General features: G+C 71.5%; 18 protein-coding genes. 10 read left to right on the forward strand and 8 right to left on the reverse strand.

What is annotated here, in order from left to right:
• Positions 1-124 precede the first annotated feature (124 nt).
• Both pyk and ME121_RS03230 read left to right on the forward strand, forming a co-directional pair.
• Complete coding sequence (gene pyk / locus ME121_RS03225) at positions 125-1537, forward strand: pyruvate kinase (RefSeq protein ID WP_058606440.1); 1413 nt, start codon at positions 125-127, stop codon at positions 1535-1537.
• A 95-nt stretch (positions 1538-1632) separates the two neighbouring features.
• On the forward strand, positions 1633-1761 hold the full coding sequence (locus ME121_RS03230) for a hypothetical protein (RefSeq protein WP_012320301.1): 129 nt from the start codon (positions 1633-1635) through the stop codon (positions 1759-1761).
• A gap of 53 nt (positions 1762-1814) precedes the next feature.
• Here ME121_RS03230 and ME121_RS03235 read toward each other — a convergent pair whose 3' ends face one another.
• Positions 1815-3002 carry a patatin-like phospholipase family protein gene (locus tag ME121_RS03235; RefSeq protein WP_024829354.1) on the reverse strand — a complete coding sequence of 396 codons (1188 nt, stop codon included), beginning with the start codon at positions 3000-3002 and terminating at the stop codon, positions 1815-1817.
• A 456-nt stretch (positions 3003-3458) separates the two neighbouring features.
• Here ME121_RS03235 and ME121_RS03240 point away from each other — a divergent pair, with 456 nt between their 5' ends.
• Complete coding sequence (locus tag ME121_RS03240; RefSeq protein WP_024829353.1) at positions 3459-3995, forward strand: GcrA family cell cycle regulator; 537 nt, start codon at positions 3459-3461, stop codon at positions 3993-3995.
• 12 nt (positions 3996-4007) lie between these two features.
• Here the strand turns inward: ME121_RS03240 and ME121_RS03245 are convergent, their stop codons facing one another.
• Positions 4008-5006, reverse strand: a complete 999-nt coding sequence (locus tag ME121_RS03245; RefSeq protein WP_089231227.1) for a TAXI family TRAP transporter solute-binding subunit — start codon at positions 5004-5006, stop codon at positions 4008-4010.
• 229 nt (positions 5007-5235) lie between these two features.
• On the opposite strand from ME121_RS03245, the gene cysK reads away from it, so the two are divergent.
• The 5 genes from cysK (at position 5236) to ME121_RS33190 (ending at position 7751) form a co-directional block, all read left to right on the forward strand.
• Positions 5236-6210 carry a cysteine synthase A gene (gene cysK / locus ME121_RS03250; protein ID WP_012320305.1) on the forward strand — a complete coding sequence of 325 codons (975 nt, stop codon included), beginning with the start codon at positions 5236-5238 and terminating at the stop codon, positions 6208-6210.
• Positions 6211-6517: 307 nt separating this feature from the next.
• Positions 6518-7021, forward strand: a complete 504-nt coding sequence (locus ME121_RS03255; protein ID WP_059408346.1) for a hypothetical protein — start codon at positions 6518-6520, stop codon at positions 7019-7021.
• A gap of 81 nt (positions 7022-7102) precedes the next feature.
• Positions 7103-7282, forward strand: coding sequence for a hypothetical protein (locus ME121_RS03260; protein WP_059408347.1), 180 nt, complete (start codon positions 7103-7105; stop codon positions 7280-7282).
• Positions 7282-7596, forward strand: coding sequence for a hypothetical protein (locus ME121_RS03265; RefSeq protein ID WP_059408348.1), 315 nt, complete (start codon positions 7282-7284; stop codon positions 7594-7596). The genes ME121_RS03260 and ME121_RS03265 overlap by 1 nt, the downstream gene beginning before the upstream one ends.
• Entirely contained in the window at positions 7593-7751 is a 159-nt protein-coding gene (locus tag ME121_RS33190) for a hypothetical protein (RefSeq protein ID WP_175654073.1), read from the forward strand. The genes ME121_RS03265 and ME121_RS33190 overlap by 4 nt, the downstream gene beginning before the upstream one ends.
• 52 nt (positions 7752-7803) lie before the next feature.
• Here the strand turns inward: ME121_RS33190 and ME121_RS03270 are convergent, their stop codons facing one another.
• Both ME121_RS03270 and typA read right to left on the reverse strand, forming a co-directional pair.
• A complete protein-coding gene (locus tag ME121_RS03270; RefSeq protein WP_043074132.1) occupies positions 7804-8037 on the reverse strand; it encodes a hypothetical protein in 234 nt (77 codons plus the stop codon).
• A gap of 166 nt (positions 8038-8203) precedes the next feature.
• Positions 8204-10027: a translational GTPase TypA gene (gene typA, locus ME121_RS03275; RefSeq protein WP_012320311.1), complete on the reverse strand. Its 1824-nt coding sequence runs from the start codon at positions 10025-10027 to the stop codon at positions 8204-8206.
• A gap of 416 nt (positions 10028-10443) precedes the next feature.
• Here typA and ME121_RS03280 point away from each other — a divergent pair, with 416 nt between their 5' ends.
• Both ME121_RS03280 and ME121_RS03285 read left to right on the forward strand, forming a co-directional pair.
• A complete protein-coding gene (locus ME121_RS03280) occupies positions 10444-13092 on the forward strand; it encodes an ABC transporter ATP-binding protein/permease (RefSeq protein WP_012320312.1) in 2649 nt (882 codons plus the stop codon).
• A gap of 77 nt (positions 13093-13169) precedes the next feature.
• Positions 13170-14606, forward strand: a complete 1437-nt coding sequence (locus ME121_RS03285) for a cytochrome P450 (RefSeq protein ID WP_179239966.1) — start codon at positions 13170-13172, stop codon at positions 14604-14606.
• Here ME121_RS03285 and ME121_RS03290 read toward each other — a convergent pair.
• From ME121_RS03290 to minC, 4 genes are all read right to left on the reverse strand, one after another.
• Positions 14596-15480, reverse strand: coding sequence for an alpha/beta fold hydrolase (locus ME121_RS03290; protein WP_059408349.1), 885 nt, complete (start codon positions 15478-15480; stop codon positions 14596-14598). The two genes, ME121_RS03285 and ME121_RS03290, sit on opposite strands and share 11 nt — an antisense overlap.
• Before the next feature lie 162 nt (positions 15481-15642).
• A complete protein-coding gene (minE, locus tag ME121_RS03295; protein WP_012320315.1) occupies positions 15643-15984 on the reverse strand; it encodes a cell division topological specificity factor MinE in 342 nt (113 codons plus the stop codon).
• Positions 15981-16796, reverse strand: coding sequence for a septum site-determining protein MinD (gene minD / locus ME121_RS03300; protein WP_012320316.1), 816 nt, complete (start codon positions 16794-16796; stop codon positions 15981-15983). Before minD ends, minE begins: the two co-directional genes overlap by 4 nt.
• A 13-nt stretch (positions 16797-16809) precedes the next feature.
• Positions 16810-17538, reverse strand: coding sequence for a septum site-determining protein MinC (gene minC / locus ME121_RS03305; RefSeq protein WP_012320317.1), 729 nt, complete (start codon positions 17536-17538; stop codon positions 16810-16812).
• Between the last annotated feature and the right edge of the window lie 24 nt (positions 17539-17562).

A 17562-nucleotide genomic window follows, 5' to 3' on the forward strand; every position in this document is an offset into this window, starting at 1 on the left:
AAAATCGCCCGCCGCGGGCCGCGGGGTCTCGCCGCGGGGCCGTCGCGGACCGATGTGAGCGCCGTCGGCGCGAGCGAGCGCCCGGCTCGATTCCCAGAGGCAGCCTCAGGAGGCCGAGACCCGCATGCGCCGTCACCGCCACGCCAAGATCGTCGCCACCGTCGGTCCCGCCAGCTCCGCCCCGGACCAGCTCCGCGCCCTGTTCCTCGCCGGCGTCGACACGTTCCGGCTCAATTTCAGCCACGGCGTCCAGGCGGATCACGCCAAGGTCCACGGCGCCATCCGCGCCCTCGAGAAGGAGGTCGGCCGGCCGATCGGCATCCTGCAGGACCTGCAGGGGCCGAAGATCCGGATCGGCACGCTGCAGGGCGGCCGGCTCGATCTCGAGGCCGGCGAGACGGTCCGCTTCGTCCTCGAGGGCGCCGACGGCGACAAGCAGGCGATCCCGCTGCACCACCCGGAGATCTTCGACGCCGTCGTGCCGGGCCAGGAACTCCTCATCGACGACGGCCGGGTGCGGGTGCGGGTCACCGGGCCCGAGCGGACCTCGATCACCGCCGAGGTCGTCACCGGCGGGCCGATCTCGAACCGCAAGGGCGTGAACCTGCCGGGTACGCTGCTGGACCTGTCGCCGCTCACCGAGAAGGACCGGGCGGACCTCGCCTTCGGGCTCGATCTCGGCGTCGACTGGGTCGCCCTGTCCTTCGTCCAGAAGCCGTCCGACGTCATCGAGGCGCGGGGAATCATCGGCGATCGGGCCGGCATCATGTCGAAGATCGAGAAGCCGCAGGCGCTGGAGCGGATCGCCGACATCATCCGGCTCTCCGACGCCGTGATGGTCGCCCGCGGCGACCTCGGCGTCGAGATCCCGCACGAGGACGTGCCGGGGCGGCAGAAGGAGCTGATCCGGGCCTGCCGGCTCGCCGTGAAGCCCGTCGTGGTGGCGACCCAGATGCTCGACTCGATGGTCAACGCCCCCGCGCCCACCCGGGCGGAGGCGTCGGACGTCGCCACCGCCATCTATGACGGCGCCGACGCCGTGATGCTGTCGGCGGAATCCGCCACAGGCCGCTACCCGGTCGAGGCGGTGGCGATGATGGATCGGATCATCCGGAGCGTGGAGGGGCACAAGCTCTACCACTCGATCGTCGCGGCCTCGGAGCCGGGCGAGGAGGAGACGCCGCCCCACGCGGTGGCGACCGCCACGGCCGACCTCGCCGAGGCCGTGCACGCCGCCGCGATCGTCGCCTACACGGCGAGCGGGACGACGGCCGCGCGGGTCGCGCGCAAGCGCCCCGCCGCGTCGATCCTAGCCCTGACCCCCAATGTCGCGACCTCGCGGCGGCTGAGCCTGCTGTGGGGGGCGCACAGCGTCCTGACGGAGGACGTCGACAGCTACGAGGAGATGACCTCGAAGGCCTGCCACCACGCGCAGGACGAGGGCTTCGCGCGGTCGAACGACATCATCGTGGTCACCGCCGGCATCCCGTTCCACACCGCCGGCAACACCAACAACATCCGCCTCATGCAGGTCTGAGGCGCCCGATCGGGCGCCGAGCTGGAACGCGGCCCGCGCCTGACCCGTTGTTGGGGAAGCTGCGCCATTTGGGCGCGATACCGGAGGGCCGACCCATGAACCTGATCGGACGCATCGTCACCAAGATCCTCGGCAACGAGAACCGACCCGTCGACCGGGACGACCGGAACGCCAGCACGGCGACGCCCCTCGGCCGCCTCGTGACGAAGATCCTGGGCAAGTAGCCGCGCCGTTCGCCGCGCGCCCGTGTCGGGCGCGCGGCGGAACGGTCGGGCGATCAGTTGGCCACGGCGCTCGCCGTCTCCTTCAGCACCGGCGCGGCGGGGATCGAGTGCTGCCAGAAGGCGCCTGTCCGGCCCTTCTCGTAGCCGGCCTCGTACAGGGCGCGCATGTAGGCGGTGTCGAAGCCCTTCGCGGCGGAGGCCTTGGGTCCGTTCTCGTCGATGTAGGTGAGATTGAAGCCGATGCCGTTGGTGCGCGCCAGCGCGTAGGTCGCCGTCAGCGTCGCGCGGGAGCGGGCGCGGCTCGCCGTCGTGAAGGAGCGCTCCACGATCGAGAGCGTGTTGTCCTTCGTGACCTCGAAGTCCGGCTCCAGGCGGCCGTTGATCACCACGTAGATCTCGGCCTTGCCGCCGGTGCGGATCCGTCCGTCGCGCAGCAGCAGGGTCTGCGGCAGGGTGAAGACCGGTGTCACCACCGAGCCGTCGACGTGCATCTCCTGGAAGCGCGCGTCGCCCGCCGAGACGTCGATGAACTGGGGCGGGAACACCGCCGGGATGCTGGCCGAGGCCGCCAGGACGTCGCGGAACAGCTGGCGGGCATTGGGCACCCCGCTCGCCGCGATGGCGCCCATGTTCCAGATCACCGCGCGCTGGGAATCCAGGTTCGTCGTCACGACGAGCAGGCGCCGGCCCTTGGCGTGCTCCTCGGCCACGGCCTTGAGGAGATCGTCCGTGACGTAGCGGTCGATGAGGTTGCGCAGGCGCCCGTCGCCGAACAGGCCGGAGCCGAACAGCACGTTGGCCAGATTCGGCGAGGCCACGAGCTCGCCGGCGACGCCGCTCGTGTAGAACTCGGTGAGGTAAGGATCGTAGGCCGAGCCCAGGAACGCGAAGGGCGCGATCAGCGCCCCCGTCGAGACGCCGGAGACCAGGGTGAATTCCGGCCGCTTGCCGGACGCCGTCCAGCCGTTGAGCACGCCCGCCCCGTAGGCGCCGTCGCCGCCGCCGCCCGACAGGGCCAGGTAGGTGAAGCCCTTGAGGCGCCGCTCCGGATTGGCGGCGAGGGCCGCGATCGTGTCCACCGACGCGTCCGCGAAGACGCGCGCGCCGGGAATGCCCGGCACGGTGGCGAACGCCGCCTGCTCGGCGCTGTAGGGAGTCCGCGGAACGCTGCCGCAGGCCGCGACCTGCGCCGCCAGCCCGAACGCCACCGCCATGCGCAGGCTGACCTGACGAGAACCCATCGTCACTTCCTCGAACCGCGAAACACGCCCACTCTGCCACACGGAACGAGCTTGGCCGTATCGCCTGTTCCGTCTTAGCCGGCTTCGACGGAACGATAAGGCCGCGCTGTTGCGGTGGGGTCACGCTCCCACGCGATCGGGGCGCGAGCGTGGCCGTGGCGGGCGCGTGCCGGACGGTGCGGCGCCGTACCGGGCCGTGCCGGTTCGGGCCATTGCCGGTGGACAGGCGGCGCGGCGGCTGGTGCCCGGTGGCCGCGCGCCCTTGCAAGGTTCGCGAGCGCCGCGCTAGGGTTCCCCCGTGGCCTGGCGAGACAGGGTGTCGCACGCGATGTGGCAGCCGGTGCGCGAGGGCGCGGTCTGCGTGGCGAGAGGGCCGGCCGAGGATACGGCGCCTGTCGGCCTGGAACACACGGACGTGCCTTCGGGAACGCAGCCGAGCCGCAGGGGGCGGAGGGGATGATGGAAGCGGGTCTCGGCTGGACGGACGATCGCGTGGCGATGCTGCGTCGCCTGTGGGAAGACGGGCAGAGCGCCAGCAAGATCGCGGCGCAACTCGGCGGCGTCACCCGCAACGCCGTCATCGGCAAGGTCCACCGCCTCGGTCTGGCCGGCCGCGCCCGCGGCGGCGAGGAAACCGCCACCGCCGTCCCGCCGTCGAAGACGGTCGAGATCGAGACCGCCATCGCGGTGGTCGAGACCCAGGCGCCCGAGCCGGTCGCGATCCTGGCCCACCGTCCGGCCCCGGAATTCCCGGCGCCCGCGCCGGCCGCGGCACCCGCGCCCGTGGCCCTCGCGGTGTCGGAGCGCGTCACCATCATGGACCTCCGGGAATCCATGTGCCGCTGGCCCCTCGGCGACCCGACGACGCCGGAATTCCGCTTCTGCGGCGCCCGCTCCATCACCGGCCTGCCGTACTGCACCCACCACGCCGAGATCGCCTACCAGCCCGCCGCCGAGCGGAAGCGCGATCGCCGCGTCGCCTCCTTCCGCTGAGCCGCCGCGCCGTCAGCGCAGCGTCACGCCGGCCTCGCGGAGGACGCGGACGGTCCCGGGATTGACCCGATCCGCCGGGACGAGGCCGACGAGGTTCCTCGGCCGGGCGGTGGTGAGATCGGTCCGCGCCAGCGCACTCACGACGCGGTAGGCCGTCTCCTCGTCGAGGCCGGGCCGCGCGAGCACGAAGCTCCAGGATCCGACCGTCTCGATCGGCTCCGCCTGCCCGGCGAAGCTGCCGGCCGGAACCGTGAGACGCCGCGTCGCCGCGCCGGGCTGCGCGAGGCGCGCAATGCCCGCCTCGGACGGTCCGAAGAAGCGGGCTCCGCCGGGATCGGAGGCCAGGGCGCGGAAGCCCGGCCAGTCGAGGCCGCCGCCCCAGAGCGCGTCGGCGCGGCCCTCCCGCACCAGTGTCGGACCGTCGCCGGCCCGGTCGAGCAGGATCGGGCTGATGTCGCGCTCGGGATCGAGCCCGGAGGCGCCGAGGGCGCTCCGGCCCATGACGGTGAGCCCGGACTTGTGCGTGCCGAGGACGACCCTGCGCCCGCGCAGATCCGCCACCGAGCGGATCGCGCTGCCGGCCGGCACCACGAACAGGCCCGGCGTCGGGTACATCGGCGCCAGAACGGTCAGGCCGCCGCCCTCGGCGAGGGCGGGATAGGCGTACTCCCCCTGCACGAGGCCGAGATCGACGCGGCCGGCGCGGAGGAGGCCGACATTCTCGGACGAGCCGCCGGTGGCACGCCGCTCGACGGTCAGGGCCGGGTCCGCGGCCGCGATCGCGCCGGCGAAGGTCTCCCCGAAGGCCGGGAAGCCGCCGCCGGGCGTCGCGGTGGCGAGCACGAGGCGGAGCGCCTCGGCGGCGCGCGCCGGCGGCGCCAGGATCAGGCCGAGGCCCGCCAGCAGAGCGGCCCGACGAGTCGGCCGAAGGGGCAGGCCCCGCCTGCCGGTTGCGCGGGACGGTCCGGCAGCGCCGGCCGTGGCCGGGCAGGCTGGAGAATAGAATTCCATAAGGGAAGGGCCGCTCAATAAAGGTCTTCCACCCCGCTCCGAAAGTTCGCCCAATTCCGGAAAGAACTTTCGGTAACGGCACTTAGCCCGATTGCTCCGGCCGCAGCAACGCGATATCGCAGCCTCCCGTCCGGGCCGGTCAAGCCTCCCACGCGAGGGCGATCCCTTGGCGGGGCCGCCCCCGGGCACGACATCTGTCCGATCCGTCACCACGAGCAGGAGTTCCGCGATGGCCGATACCCTCAACGCACCGGCGAAGGTCGGCCACGGCCGTGTCTACGGCTCGATCACCGAGACCATCGGCAACACCCCTCTGGTGCGCCTGAACCGGCTGCCCAAGGAGCACGGCGTCGACGCCGAGATTCTGCTGAAGCTCGAGTTCTTCAACCCGATCGCCAGCGTGAAGGACCGCATCGGCGTCAACATGATCGATTCTTTGGAGGCCTCCGGCAAGCTTCAGCCCGGCGGCACGCTGGTCGAGCCGACCTCGGGCAACACCGGCATCGCCCTCGCCTTCACGGCGGCAGCCCGCGGCTACCGGCTGATCCTGGTGATGCCCGAGACGATGTCGCTGGAGCGGCGCAAGATGCTCGCCTTCCTGGGCGCGGAGCTGGCGCTCACGCCGGGCGCGCAGGGCATGAAGGGCGCGATCGCCAAGGCCGAGGAGCTGCTGAAGGAGATCCCGGGCTCGGTCATGCCGCAGCAATTCTCGAACCCGGCCAACCCGGAGATCCACCGCAAGACCACCGCCGAGGAGATCTGGAGCGACACGGGCGGCCAGCTCGACGCGTTCGTGGCCGGCGTCGGCACCGGCGGCACGGTGACGGGCGTCGGCGAGGTGCTGAAGCCGCGCCTGCCGAACCTCAAGGTCTTCGCGGTGGAGCCCGAGGATTCCCCGGTGATCTCCGGCGGCCAGCCCGGCCCGCACAAGATCCAGGGCATCGGCGCCGGGTTCATCCCCGACAACCTGCACACCAACATCCTCGACGGCGTCCTGAAGGTCACCAACCAGGCGGCGTTCGAGACATCCCGGGCGCTCGCCCGTCTGGAGGGCATCCCGGGCGGCATCTCCACCGGTGGCAACGTCGCGGCGGCGCTGGAGCTGGCCAAGCGTCCCGAGTTCCAGGGCAAGCGGATCGTGACCGTCGCCTGCTCGTTCGCCGAGCGCTACATCTCGTCCGCCCTCTTCGACGGGATCGGCTGAGGCCGGCAGCGGGGCGGCCTTCGGGCCGCTCCCCTACCGTCGGCCACCCGGTCCGCGCGAACACGGATCCGCGCGGCCCTCGCCCGAGTGGCCACCAATACAGTCGACGCGACGAGGCCGAATTTTCGTTCATTCGACCGCCCGATCGCGCCCTTGCAGGCCAGAAGATCGATCTTCTGAACAATAACCACAGCAGAACAGTCGATTTGATCTGCCGTCGCCGAGACAATCGCCCCGGCCCACCGCATCTGGACGCAGCAGGATCTTTCCGTTAACGCCGACCGGCGAACGGACAATGCTTCTTCCCATGCGCAGCCTTCTGATTCTCGTGTTTGGCCTCTGGGCTCAGGCGGCGATGGCCCTGGGCTTCGCGGTCCACGACCTCACCGGGCTGGCCGAAACCGCCAGAGCGGCGCTCGGGCCTCGGGCCACGGCGCAGGTGGAGGCGCAGCATCTCAACCTGAACTGCGCCGCCTGCACGGGCGCCCCGTCGATCGAGATGCGGATCGGGCGCCTCGCCGACGGAACCGAGGCCCGGGTCCGCTCCGGCCAGACGACCCTCGCGGCGCTCGAGGCGATCTGCGTGAAGCGCAATCCGGATTGCCGCCTCTCGGGTCTGGCCGCCGGCCCGGCGGTCGGCTGGATGAGCGTGTACGCGCTGGACAGCGGCGCGGGCGCCACCGCGGTCATCCTGCGGGACGGGGATCTCCTGACGATCGAGGCCCGGGCGTCGGATCGCGGGGCGGCGGAGGATTCGACGCGGCGTCTTATGCACGCCGTCCTGTCCCGGATCGTCGGCCCGGAGACCTGAACCGCGCGCCGTCGGTCACCCGGTCCGCGCAACCCTCCCCCGCCGCCTCCGTTGTCTCCCGAAGACGCAGAGAGGCGAGCCATGACAGAACAGACCGGACGGCCGTCGCGGGAGGACCCCGACGCTGGGGCGACCACCGACACCGAGACGCCGCGCGAGAAGCTCGGGCAGATGGAGGACGAGGCGCGGTCCGGCACCGCTCTCGGCGAGGCGATCGACCGCGCCACCGCCGCCGTCGGCCAGGACGACGGGAAGCGCTGATGGTCCGGCCGACGAGCGAATCCGGAACGGTCACCCGCAAGCCCGACGACAAGGTCGGGTCGCGCGGGAGCCCGCCCGCCGGGGGCGGCCATCAGACCTCCGATCAGGCGGCGATCACCGACATGGGCTCCGGCGAGACGCCGCGGCCCGAACCCAAGGAGGGCTGGGGCGCGGCCGGCGAACCCGGGCGCGCGCCGCCCGCGATCGGCGGCTCCTCGGGGGGGCATTCGGACCAGAAGGCCTCGCGGGGTCCGGCCGCCGACACGAAGGTCGCGGGCGGGCACTACCGGGCGGAGCAGGAGAACCGGGAATGACCGAGCGTCGAGAGACCGGCGCGCAGCCGGACGCGCCGAAGAACGTCGCCCCCGACGCGGTCAAGGACCCGAACGAGAAGACGGAGGGCAAGCCCGGACAGGGTACGCCCTCCGGCGGGACGCAGAACGACGAGACCGATCCCGGCAGCAGCTGACGCGACAGGCCCGAGCGGCGCCGCGGCGAGGTACGCCGCGGCGTCCCGGGGTTCAGGAGAGCCGGAAGGCGATCGGCCCGGAGGCCAGCGGCACCTCGCCGGGACGGCAGCCGGTCTCGACGCAGGCGTAGCGGATCGCGTCCTGGCGGCTGCGGAAAATACCTCCGGCGCGCCCACCGGTCTCGACCGCGACCCAATGCCCCTCGCCGTCCTGACCGACGAGGTATGAGGGCGGCGCGGAGGCGGCCTGGGCGAGCGACGGAAGCGGGTTCAACGCGACGGGCATCGGTGTCACGGGGTTCACGCGGGCCTCTCGGGTCCGCAGCACCGAGGTATCGCCCCCGGCATAAGGGTTCGATGGGCCCGAGAGCGGCCCGGAATAAGGGCCGCATCAGCAACCGGGCCTGAGCGCCCGGTTGCCTGTCGTTCACGATCGGCGACGGTCGACCGCCTCAGGCGGCGTTCTCCTTCGACCGCTCGGCCCGCTTGCGGTCGTTCGGGTCGAGGATCGCCTTGCGCAGGCGGATCGACTTCGGCGTCACCTCGACGAGCTCGTCGTCCTGGATCCAGGCCAGCGAGCGCTCCAGGGTCATCCGGATCGGCGGCGTGAGGCGCACCGCCTCGTCCTTCGACGTGGTGCGGATGTTGGTGAGCTTCTTGCCCTTGAGCACGTTCACCTCGAGATCGTTCTCGCGGTTGTGCTCGCCGACGATCATGCCCTGGTACACCTTCCAGCCGGGCTCGATCATCATCGGGCCGCGGTCCTCCAGGTTCCACATGGCGTAGGCCACGGCCTCGCCCTGGTCGTTGGAGATCAGCACGCCGTTGCGCCGGCCCGGCATCTCGCCCTTGTAGGGCTCGTAGGCCTTGAACAGCCGGTTCATGATCGCGGTGCCGCGGGTGTCGGTCAGCAGCTCGCCCTGGTAGCCGATCAGGCCGCGGGTCGGCGCGTGGAACACGAGGCGCAGGCGGTTACCGCCCGAGGGCCGCATCTCCAGCATCTCGGCCTTCCGCTCGGACATCTTCTGCACGACGACGCCGGAATGCTCCTCGTCGACGTCGATGACGACCTCCTCGATCGGCTCCAGAAGTCCGCCGTTCTCGTCGCGCTCGTACACGACGCGGGGCCGCGACACGGCGATCTCGAAACCCTCGCGGCGCATGGTCTCGATCAGGATCGAGAGCTGCAGCTCGCCGCGGCCCGAGACGTAGAAGCTGTCCTTGTCGGCGGCCTCCTCGATCTTGAGCGTGACGTTGCCCTCGGCCTCCTTGAACAGGCGGTCGCGGATCATGCGGCTCGTGACCTTGTCGCCCTCGGTGCCGGCGAGCGGGCTGTCGTTGACGATGAACGACATCGTCACGGTCGGCGGGTCGATCGGCTGCGCCTGGATCGGGGTCTCGACCTGCGGGTCGCAGAAGGTGTCGGCCACGGTGCCCTTCATCAGGCCGGCGATCGACACGATGTCGCCCGCCTCGCCCACATCGATCGGGGCGCGCTCGAGGCCGCGGAAGGCGAGGATCTTCGACACGCGGCCGGTCTCGACGACCTTGCCGTGACGGTCGAGGACCTTGATCGACTGGTTGGGCTTCACCGAGCCCGCGGCGATGCGGCCGGTGATGATGCGGCCGAGGAACGGGTTGGCCTCCAGCAGGGTGCCGAGCATCCGGAACGGCCCCTCCTCGGTGCGGGCCGGCGGCACGTGCTTGAGCACGAGGTCGAACAGCGGGGTGAGGCCGACCGACGGGTCCGCGTCCGGGCTGTCGGCCATCCAGCCGTTGCGGCCCGACCCGTAGAGGATCGGGAAGTCGAGCTGCTCGTCGGTGGCGTCGAGGGCGGCGAACAGGTCGAAGACCTCGTTCACGACCTCGTTGATGCGGGCGTCCGGACGGTCGACCTTGTTGATCGCCACGATCGGGCGCAGGCCGATCTTGAGCGCCTTGCCGACCACGAACTTCGTCTGGGGCATCGGCCCCTCGGCGGCGTCCACCAGCACGATCACGCCGTCGACCATCGACAGGATGCGCTCGACCTCGCCGCCGAAATCGGCGTGGCCGGGAGTGTCGACGATGTTGACGCGGGTGTCCTTCCAGACGACCGAGGTCGCCTTGGCGAGGATCGTGATGCCGCGCTCCTTCTCGAGGTCGTTCGAGTCCATCGCCCGCTCCTCGACCCGCTGATTCTCGCGGAAGGTGCCGGACTGGGCCAGCAGCTTGTCGACGAGGGTCGTCTTGCCGTGGTCGACGTGAGCGATGATGGCGATGTTGCGCAGATTCATGGCGGCCCGAAACGGGTTGTGCCGGCTCCCTGGCGGCCGCGCGGCGCGGCCGTCCGCGCCGGTTCAGGTACGGAGTCGTGGTGGTTGCGTCGCAATATAAGGACGCGCGCGGTTGGGCAAGGCCGCTGAGGTCATGGGGGCGTCGCGTGGCGGGGATTGCTGGGGGCGATTCCGAAGGTGGCACCGGCGCGGGGCCGCGGCCTGGCCGCCGCTGCAGGGCTGATCTGCGCGCTCTCTCCCGCACCGCCTGCCCTATATGACGGCACGATGACGCCGTGATCGGCGCGAAGCCGTCCGTATCGGGTTGTATTGGATGAAACCGGATCCCTCGGGTAGCGTATCGACCAGGATCAGGTGCCCGGCTGCGGCGATTCGGCCCTCGGGCTGCCGGGGCGGGCTTTCCTCGGAAGGACACGATGCGCGCGCTTGAGCCGCGGCTGTTCCCGTACATCTGGCGCTACTCGAAGGGCGCGCAGCTCAGGATCTGCGCCGTCGTGCTCGCGTCGCTCCCGTTCTACTTCGCCTCGCTCGACCTGCCGAAGCGCATCGTCAACGACGCGATCACCGGGAAGGCCTACGCGCACGGCGAGGCGACCGCGCCGTTCCTCGAGCTCACGGTCGAGTGGCCCGCCTTCCTGGGCGGCGGCAAGACCCACCTGTTCGAGGGGTTCCAGCTCGACCGGTTCGAGCTGCTGCTGAGCCTGTCGACCCTGTTCCTCAGCCTCGTCCTGATCAACGGCGCCTTCAAGTTCTGGATCAACCTGCAGAAGGGCATCCTCGGCGAGCGGATGCTGCGCCGCCTGCGCTTCCAGCTTTTCTCGCTGATGCTGCGCTTCTCGCCGGAGACGCAGCGGGAGGTGAAATCCTCCGAGACGGCGACGATCATCCGCGACGAGGTCGAGCCGATCGGCTCCTTCATCGGCGACGCGATCGTGGTGCCGGTCTTCCTGGGCACGCAGGCCGCGACGGCGCTGGCCTTCATCATGATGCAGAACATGTGGCTCGGCATCGCGGCCGGCGGCATGGTCGCCGTGCAGATGATCGTGATCCCGCGGCTGCGGCGGGAGATCATCCGCCTCAGCCGCCAGCGCCAGATCGCGTCCCGCGCCCTCGCCGGCCGCGTCGCCGAGGTGCTGGACGGCCTGCAGGCGGTGCTGCTCAACGACACCGGCCGCTGGGAGCGGGCGGAGATCGGCGGCCGCCTCTACCGGCTCTACGACCTGCGGCTGCGGATCTACCGCCGCAAGTTCGCGGTGAAGTACCTCAACAACCTGCTCGCGCAGGTGACGCCGTTCCTGTTCTACGCGATCGGCGGCTACTTCGCCCTCAAGGGGCAGCTCGACATCGGCCAGCTCGTGGCGGTTCTGGCCGCCTATCGCGACCTGCCGCCGCCCCTCAAGGAGCTGATCGACTGGGACCAGCAGCGCCTCGACGTCGAGGTCAAGTACGAGACCGTGGCGGCGCATTTCGGTCCGCAGCGCCTTGTGCCGGCGGAGCACGAATCCGAGCGCGCGGCGCCCCGCCTCGGCAGCCCGCTGCGCCTCGAGGGCCTGCAGCTGCGCGATCCGCAGGGCGGCTCCCTGATCGAGGTCGGGGACGCGGAGGTGCGTCTGCCGGGGCGGATCGCCCTGGTCCCGCCCGGACCGATCGCGCAGGAATTCGTCCGGGTCCTGGCCGGGTTGCAGTCGCCGCCCGGGGGAACGATCCGGATCGGGGAGCACGACCTCTCCACCCTGCCGCGCCGGCACCACGCGCGCCGCATCGCCTATGCGGGCGTCCAGCCCGTGCTGTTCCCCGGGACGCTGCGCGACAACATCCTCTACGGGCTGCGCGTGCACCCGCTGCGCACCAACAGCCTCGATCTCAGCAAAACGCGGATCAACGAGGCGGTGAAGACCGGCAATCCCTGCGACAGCGTCGAGGACCCCTGGATCGACTTCGAGCGCCTCGGCGTCCGGGATGCCGGGGAGCTCGACGAGCGCCTGCTCGACCTGCTCGGCCGGCTCGATCTCGGCGACGAACTCTACCGGTTCGGGCTCGGCGCCCTGAGTTCGGTGGCCCATGACACGCCGGTGGGCCAGCGCATGATCGCGGCGCGGGAGCACCTGCGCGAGCACTTCGCCCAGAAGGGCCTCGCCGACTTGGTGATCCCGTTCGCCCGAGGCCGCTACAACGAGCAGGCCACCGTCGGGGAGAACCTGCTGTTCGGCGTCCCCCGCGACCCGACGCTGACGGAACCGCGCCGTCTGGCCGGCGTCACGCTGTTCCGCGAAGCGCTGGACAAGGTGAAGCTCCTCGACGAGCTGGACCGGATGGGCGTGGCTATCGCCAGCAACCTCAAGGACATTTTCGCCGACGTGCCGCCGGGCCACCCGCTGTTCCGGCGGTTCTCGCTGATCACCCCGGACGCGCTGCCGGACTACCTGCGCCGGCTCGCGCGCCTGCCCGACGCGGGGCGCCTGAGCGAGGCCGACAGCGTGGCGTTCCTGGCCCTGGCCCTGGCCTATGTCGAGCCGCGGATGCGCTTCGGCCTGCTCGACGAGACCTTGGCCAAGCGGATCGTCGGCGCGCGGGCCGTCGTGCAGGGCTTCATGCACGGCGACGACGGGTGCGACGTCGAATCCTACGACCCGAACCGGATCAACCCGCGCAGCACGGTGCTCGACAATCTGCTCTTCGGCCGCATCGACACGGCGCGGATGCATGGCGAGGCGCTGATTCAGCGGGAGGCCCGCGCGGTGTTCCGGGAGTTCGACCTGGAGCGGCCGATCCAGCGGCGCGGCCTCGAGAAGGAGGTCGGCAACCGCGGGCAGCTGCTCCCCGAGCGCGTCCGGGTCCGGGTCGGTCTCGCACGGGCGATCCTGCGCGACCCGGAGATCCTCGTGATCGACCGGGTGGACGAGCATCTGGAGCGGGGCGTCGACACCCTGCTCGACGTGACCGAGACCACCCTGCCCCGGGCCAGCCTCGTGGCGAGCCTGTCGCCGGAATCGGATCCGGCCCGGTTCCCCGCGCGCCTGCCGGTCCAGAGCGCCGAGACGCGCCTGCGCACGGCGGCCGAATGACGTGAGCGTGACCGGTGCGCGCGGGGCGCGGGCGGCGGTTTACAGCGCCGCCCGTCTCCGGCACAGGATGGCACCCCATGCCAACATTCTCGGACGCCACCGCGACCCCGGACCGGACGATCCCGAGCCTCGCCGGGATGCCGCGCGTGGTGCCGCCGCACCGCGCCCCGCCGGAGCGCGAGCTGCCGCTGGCCGCCTACCTGCGCTCGATCCGCGACAACGCGCTGGCGGGCTTCCCCCGGCGCGCCTTCGAGGAGCCGGTCACCCGCCGGGGCCTGCTCGGACGGTCGAGCTTCGTGCTGAACGACCCCGAGGCGATCCGCCGGGTCCTGGTCGAGAACCAGGCGAACTACGCCCGCACCACCGGGACGACCCGCATCCTGCGCCCGATCCTCGGCGACGGGCTCCTGATCAGTGAGGGCTCGGCGTGGCGGCACCAGCGGCGGACCCTGGCGCCGGCCTTCACGCCGCGGGCGATCGACGGGCTGGTGCCCCATATCGCCGCCGCCGTGACCGACGGGATGGAGCGGATCGTCGCCGAGGCAGCGGCGGGGCCGGTCGACCTGTTCACGTCCTTCTACCGACTCGCCCTCGAGATCGCCGGGCGCGCCATGTTCTCGGTGGGCATGGACGAGCACGGCGCCGAGCTGCGCCAGTTCATCGCCGAGTATGCCGAGCGGATGGGGCGGCCGCACCTCCTCGACATCGTGATCCCCCCGGGCTGGCCGGTGCCCCTCGACTGGTCGCGCGGCCGGTTCCGGCGCCGGTGGATCCCGTTCCTCGACCGGATCATCGCGGCGCGCCGGGCGGCGGAGCGGGACCGGTCCCGGTCGGGCGATCTCCTCGACCTGCTCGCGGCCGCGCGCAATCCGGACACGGGCGCGGCCTTCACGCCCGACGAGCTGCGCGACCAAGTCGCCACCATGATCCTGGCGGGCCACGAGACCACGGCCGGCACGCTGTTCTGGGCGGCCTACCTGCTCGCCCTCGCGCCGGAGGTCCAGGAGCGGGTCGCCGCCGAGGCGCGGGCCGCCGACCTGACCGATCCGACCGGATGCCAGAGCGACGGGCGGCTGCCACTGACCCGCGCGGTGATCGACGAGACCCTGCGCCTGTACCCGGCGGCCTTCGTGGTCGTCCGGCGTGCGCTCGGCCCGGACAACGTGGCGGGCCACGCCGTCAAGGCGAGCGACATCGTCATGGTGAGCCCCTGGGTACTCCACCGCCACCGCGCGCTCTGGACGGATCCGGACGCGTTCGATCCGGGCCGCTTCCTGCCCGGCGCGCCCGCGCCGCGGCGCTTCGCCTACCTGCCGTTCGGGGCCGGTCCGCGCGTGTGCATCGGCGCGCAGTTTGCCCTGAGCGAGGCCGTCCTGTCCCTGGCGCGGGTGCTGCAGCGGTTCCGGCTGGTGCTCGACGAGCGCGAGCCGGTGCTGCCCCAGGCGGTCGTCACGACCCAGCCGGACCGGCCGGCCCGGTTCCGGCTGATCCCCCGCGAGCCGCTCAGCCCCTGATCCCGGTGATCGTCGCCGAGGTCGCGCGGGGATCGCGCATCGGCCAGCGGCCGCTCTCCACCTGCGCCAGGAAGTCGTCGAGGAGCCGGTTGTAGGCGTCGGGCTCCTCGACCGAGAGGGCGTGGCCGGTATTGGGCAGCATGGCCAGGGCCGCGGAGGGGATGACCCGCTTGAGCATCAGGCTCGGGGCGAGGCAAGGCCAGTCCTCGTCGCCGGCGACGATCAGGGTCGGGACGGTCATGCGGCCCAGCTCATCCGTGAGGTCGTAGAGCGACGGCCGCCCCTTCTGCACGCCGGCCTGGGTGTTGGCCGAGCCGAGGGCCGAGTGCTCGGCGAGCATCCGCTTGAACTCGGCGTGCCCGCGCGGGTCCTTGGTCTCGAACTGCACCCGCGTCGGCCCGACGGCGTAGCGCTCCGCGAAGGCCGCCATGCCGTCGCGGCGCAGCATCTCGGCGGTGGCGTCCGCCTCGGCGCGGAACAGGGCCTGCCGCTCGGGCTCCGCGCCGTAGCCGCAGCCGCCGAGGCAGAGCGACAGCGCGCGGTCAGGGTGCCGCAGGCCGAAATGCAGGGTCGCGAAGGCGCCCATCGAGATGCCGGAGACGTGGGCCTTCGGCGCGCCGAGATGATCGAGGATGGCCAGGATGTCGTCGGCGGCGCGCGCCTGCGCGTAGGCCGAGACGGCCTCCGGCACGTCGGAGGGCGGGTAGCCCCGGGCATTGAACGCGACCGCGCGGTAGCGGCGGCCGAAATGGCGCAGCTGGGCCTCGTAGCTGCGATGGTCGCCGGCAAATTCGTGGACGAAGATCAGCGGCGTCCCCTCGCCGCTCTCCTCGTAATGGAGCCTTATCCCGTCGTCCGTCGTGGCGCTCGGCATGTCGATCCTCTCACCGACCACCCCCCAGGACTCCGAGATGGCGCGACGGGGCACCCGGTCGAGAGCCGAGGCCGGACTTCGTGTCGGGCACGACGAAGCCGCACCCGGCGGACCGGGCGCGGCTCGAGTCTTCCGTGCCGGCGGGGACGGTCCCCGCCCGGCTCAAGCGGCCTTCTTGGAGGAGGCCGGCTTGGCGCCCCCCTTGTTGGCGGCGACCTCCGCGAGCTTCGCGGCCAGCTTGGCGTCGAGCTTGCCCGAGGCGCCGAGCGGCAGCTCGATGTCGAGGCCGAGGGTCGAGACACCCTCGCCGCGCTCCAGGGTGACCTTCACCTTGTCGGGCTCCACCGCGACATGGTTGGCGATCACCGCCAGGATTTCCTCCCGGAGCTGGATCACGAGGTCGGGGCGACCCGACTCCGCGCGCTCGTGGGCGAGGATCAGCTGCAGGCGGTCGCGGGCGACCGCGCCGGAGCTGCGCTTCTGGAACAGTCCCAGGATGCTCACGCCGCCCTCCGCATGAACAGCTTGTCGAGGAAGGACTTGCGCTCGACCGGCAGACTCATCGGGACCGATTCGCCCTTGAGCCGGCGGGCCGCGTCGGCGTAGGCCCGCGCCGGGGCGCAGAGCGGGTTGTTCAGCGTGACCGGGCAGCCGAGGTTCGAGGCGCGCAGCACCTCCTGGCTCTCCGGGATGATCGCGAGCAGCGGGATCGACAGGATGTCGAGCACGTCCTCGGTCTTGAGCATGTCGCCGCGGTCGGCCCGCATCGGGTCGTAGCGGGTGAGGATCAGGTGCTTCTCCATGTCCTCGCCCTTCTCCGCCTTGGCGGTCTTGGAATCGAGGAGGCCGATGATCCGATCGGAGTCGCGCACCGAGGAGACCTCGGGGTTGGTCACGACCACCGCCACGTCGGCGTGGTGCATGGCGAGCTGGGCGCCGCGCTCGATGCCGGCGGGGGAGTCGCAGATGACCCAGTCGAACTTCTCGCGCAGCTCTTCCATCACCCGGGCGACGCCCGCGTCGGTGAGCGCGTCCTTGTCGCGGGTCTGCGAGGCCGGCAGGAGGTGCAGGGTCTCGAGCCGCTTGTCCTTGATGAGGGCCTGCGGCAGCTTGGCGTCGCCGTTGACCACGTTGATGAGGTCGTAGACGACCCGGCGCTCGGCACCCATGACGAGGTCGAGGTTGCGCAGGCCGACGTCGAAGTCGACGACGCACACGCTCTGACCACCCTGGGCCAGGGCCGCTCCGAGGGCCGCGGTCGTCGTCGTCTTGCCGACGCCGCCCTTGCCCGATGTGACGACGAGAACCTTTGCCACGCGTCGATCTCCCTTAATCCAGGCTTGCCATTCGGATGTTGCCGCCATCGAGCCAGACCTGGGCGGCCTTGCCGCGCAGGGCCGTGCCCATGTCCTCCGCCGTCCGCACGAGGCGGTCGATCCCCAGCAACTCGGGCTCGAATTTGCGGCAGTAGATTCGTGCGCGCGGGTTGCGCGCGGCTCCGGCGATCGCGCGACCGCGCAGGGCGCCGTAGACGTGGATGGAGCCGCCGGCCAGGATCTCGGCCCCGGAGGAGACCGACCCCATCACGGTGACGTCGCCGGTCGGGTTGATGACGCTCTGGCCGGAGCGGACCGAGCCCTCGACGGTGATCGAGGTGACCACCTGCGGCTCCGGCTCGGCCGGGACGCTCGGGATCTCAACCTTCTCGGACGGGTGCCCCTTGACCAGCAGCGGCGGCAGACCGTCCGCGACCGCGTCGGCACCCTCGATGCCCAGGACCGCGATGCCGCGGGCCTTGAGCTCGTTCATGAGCGTCTCGAGCGCGTCCGGCTCGGGCTTGAGCTGGGCGCAGTCCAGGATGACGGCCCGGCCTTTCAGCAGGGTCGGCGAGCGCTTGAGCGCCGCGTCGAGTCCCGCGAGCCACTCCGGAAGCGGCGGCTCGGGGCAGAGGGCCAGGGCCTTGAAGGCCCGTCCGCGCAGGCTGAGCGGCCGGGGCGCGGAAGGAGCCGCCGCGCGGGCGGTCTCCGGATCGATCGGCTCGGGGAGGGTGTCGCTCATGTCCGCCCGTTAAGAGTCCTTACC

The sequence above is a fragment of the Methylobacterium sp. ME121 genome, from assembly GCF_000974725.1.
GTDB lineage: Bacteria > Pseudomonadota > Alphaproteobacteria > Rhizobiales > Beijerinckiaceae > Methylobacterium > Methylobacterium radiotolerans.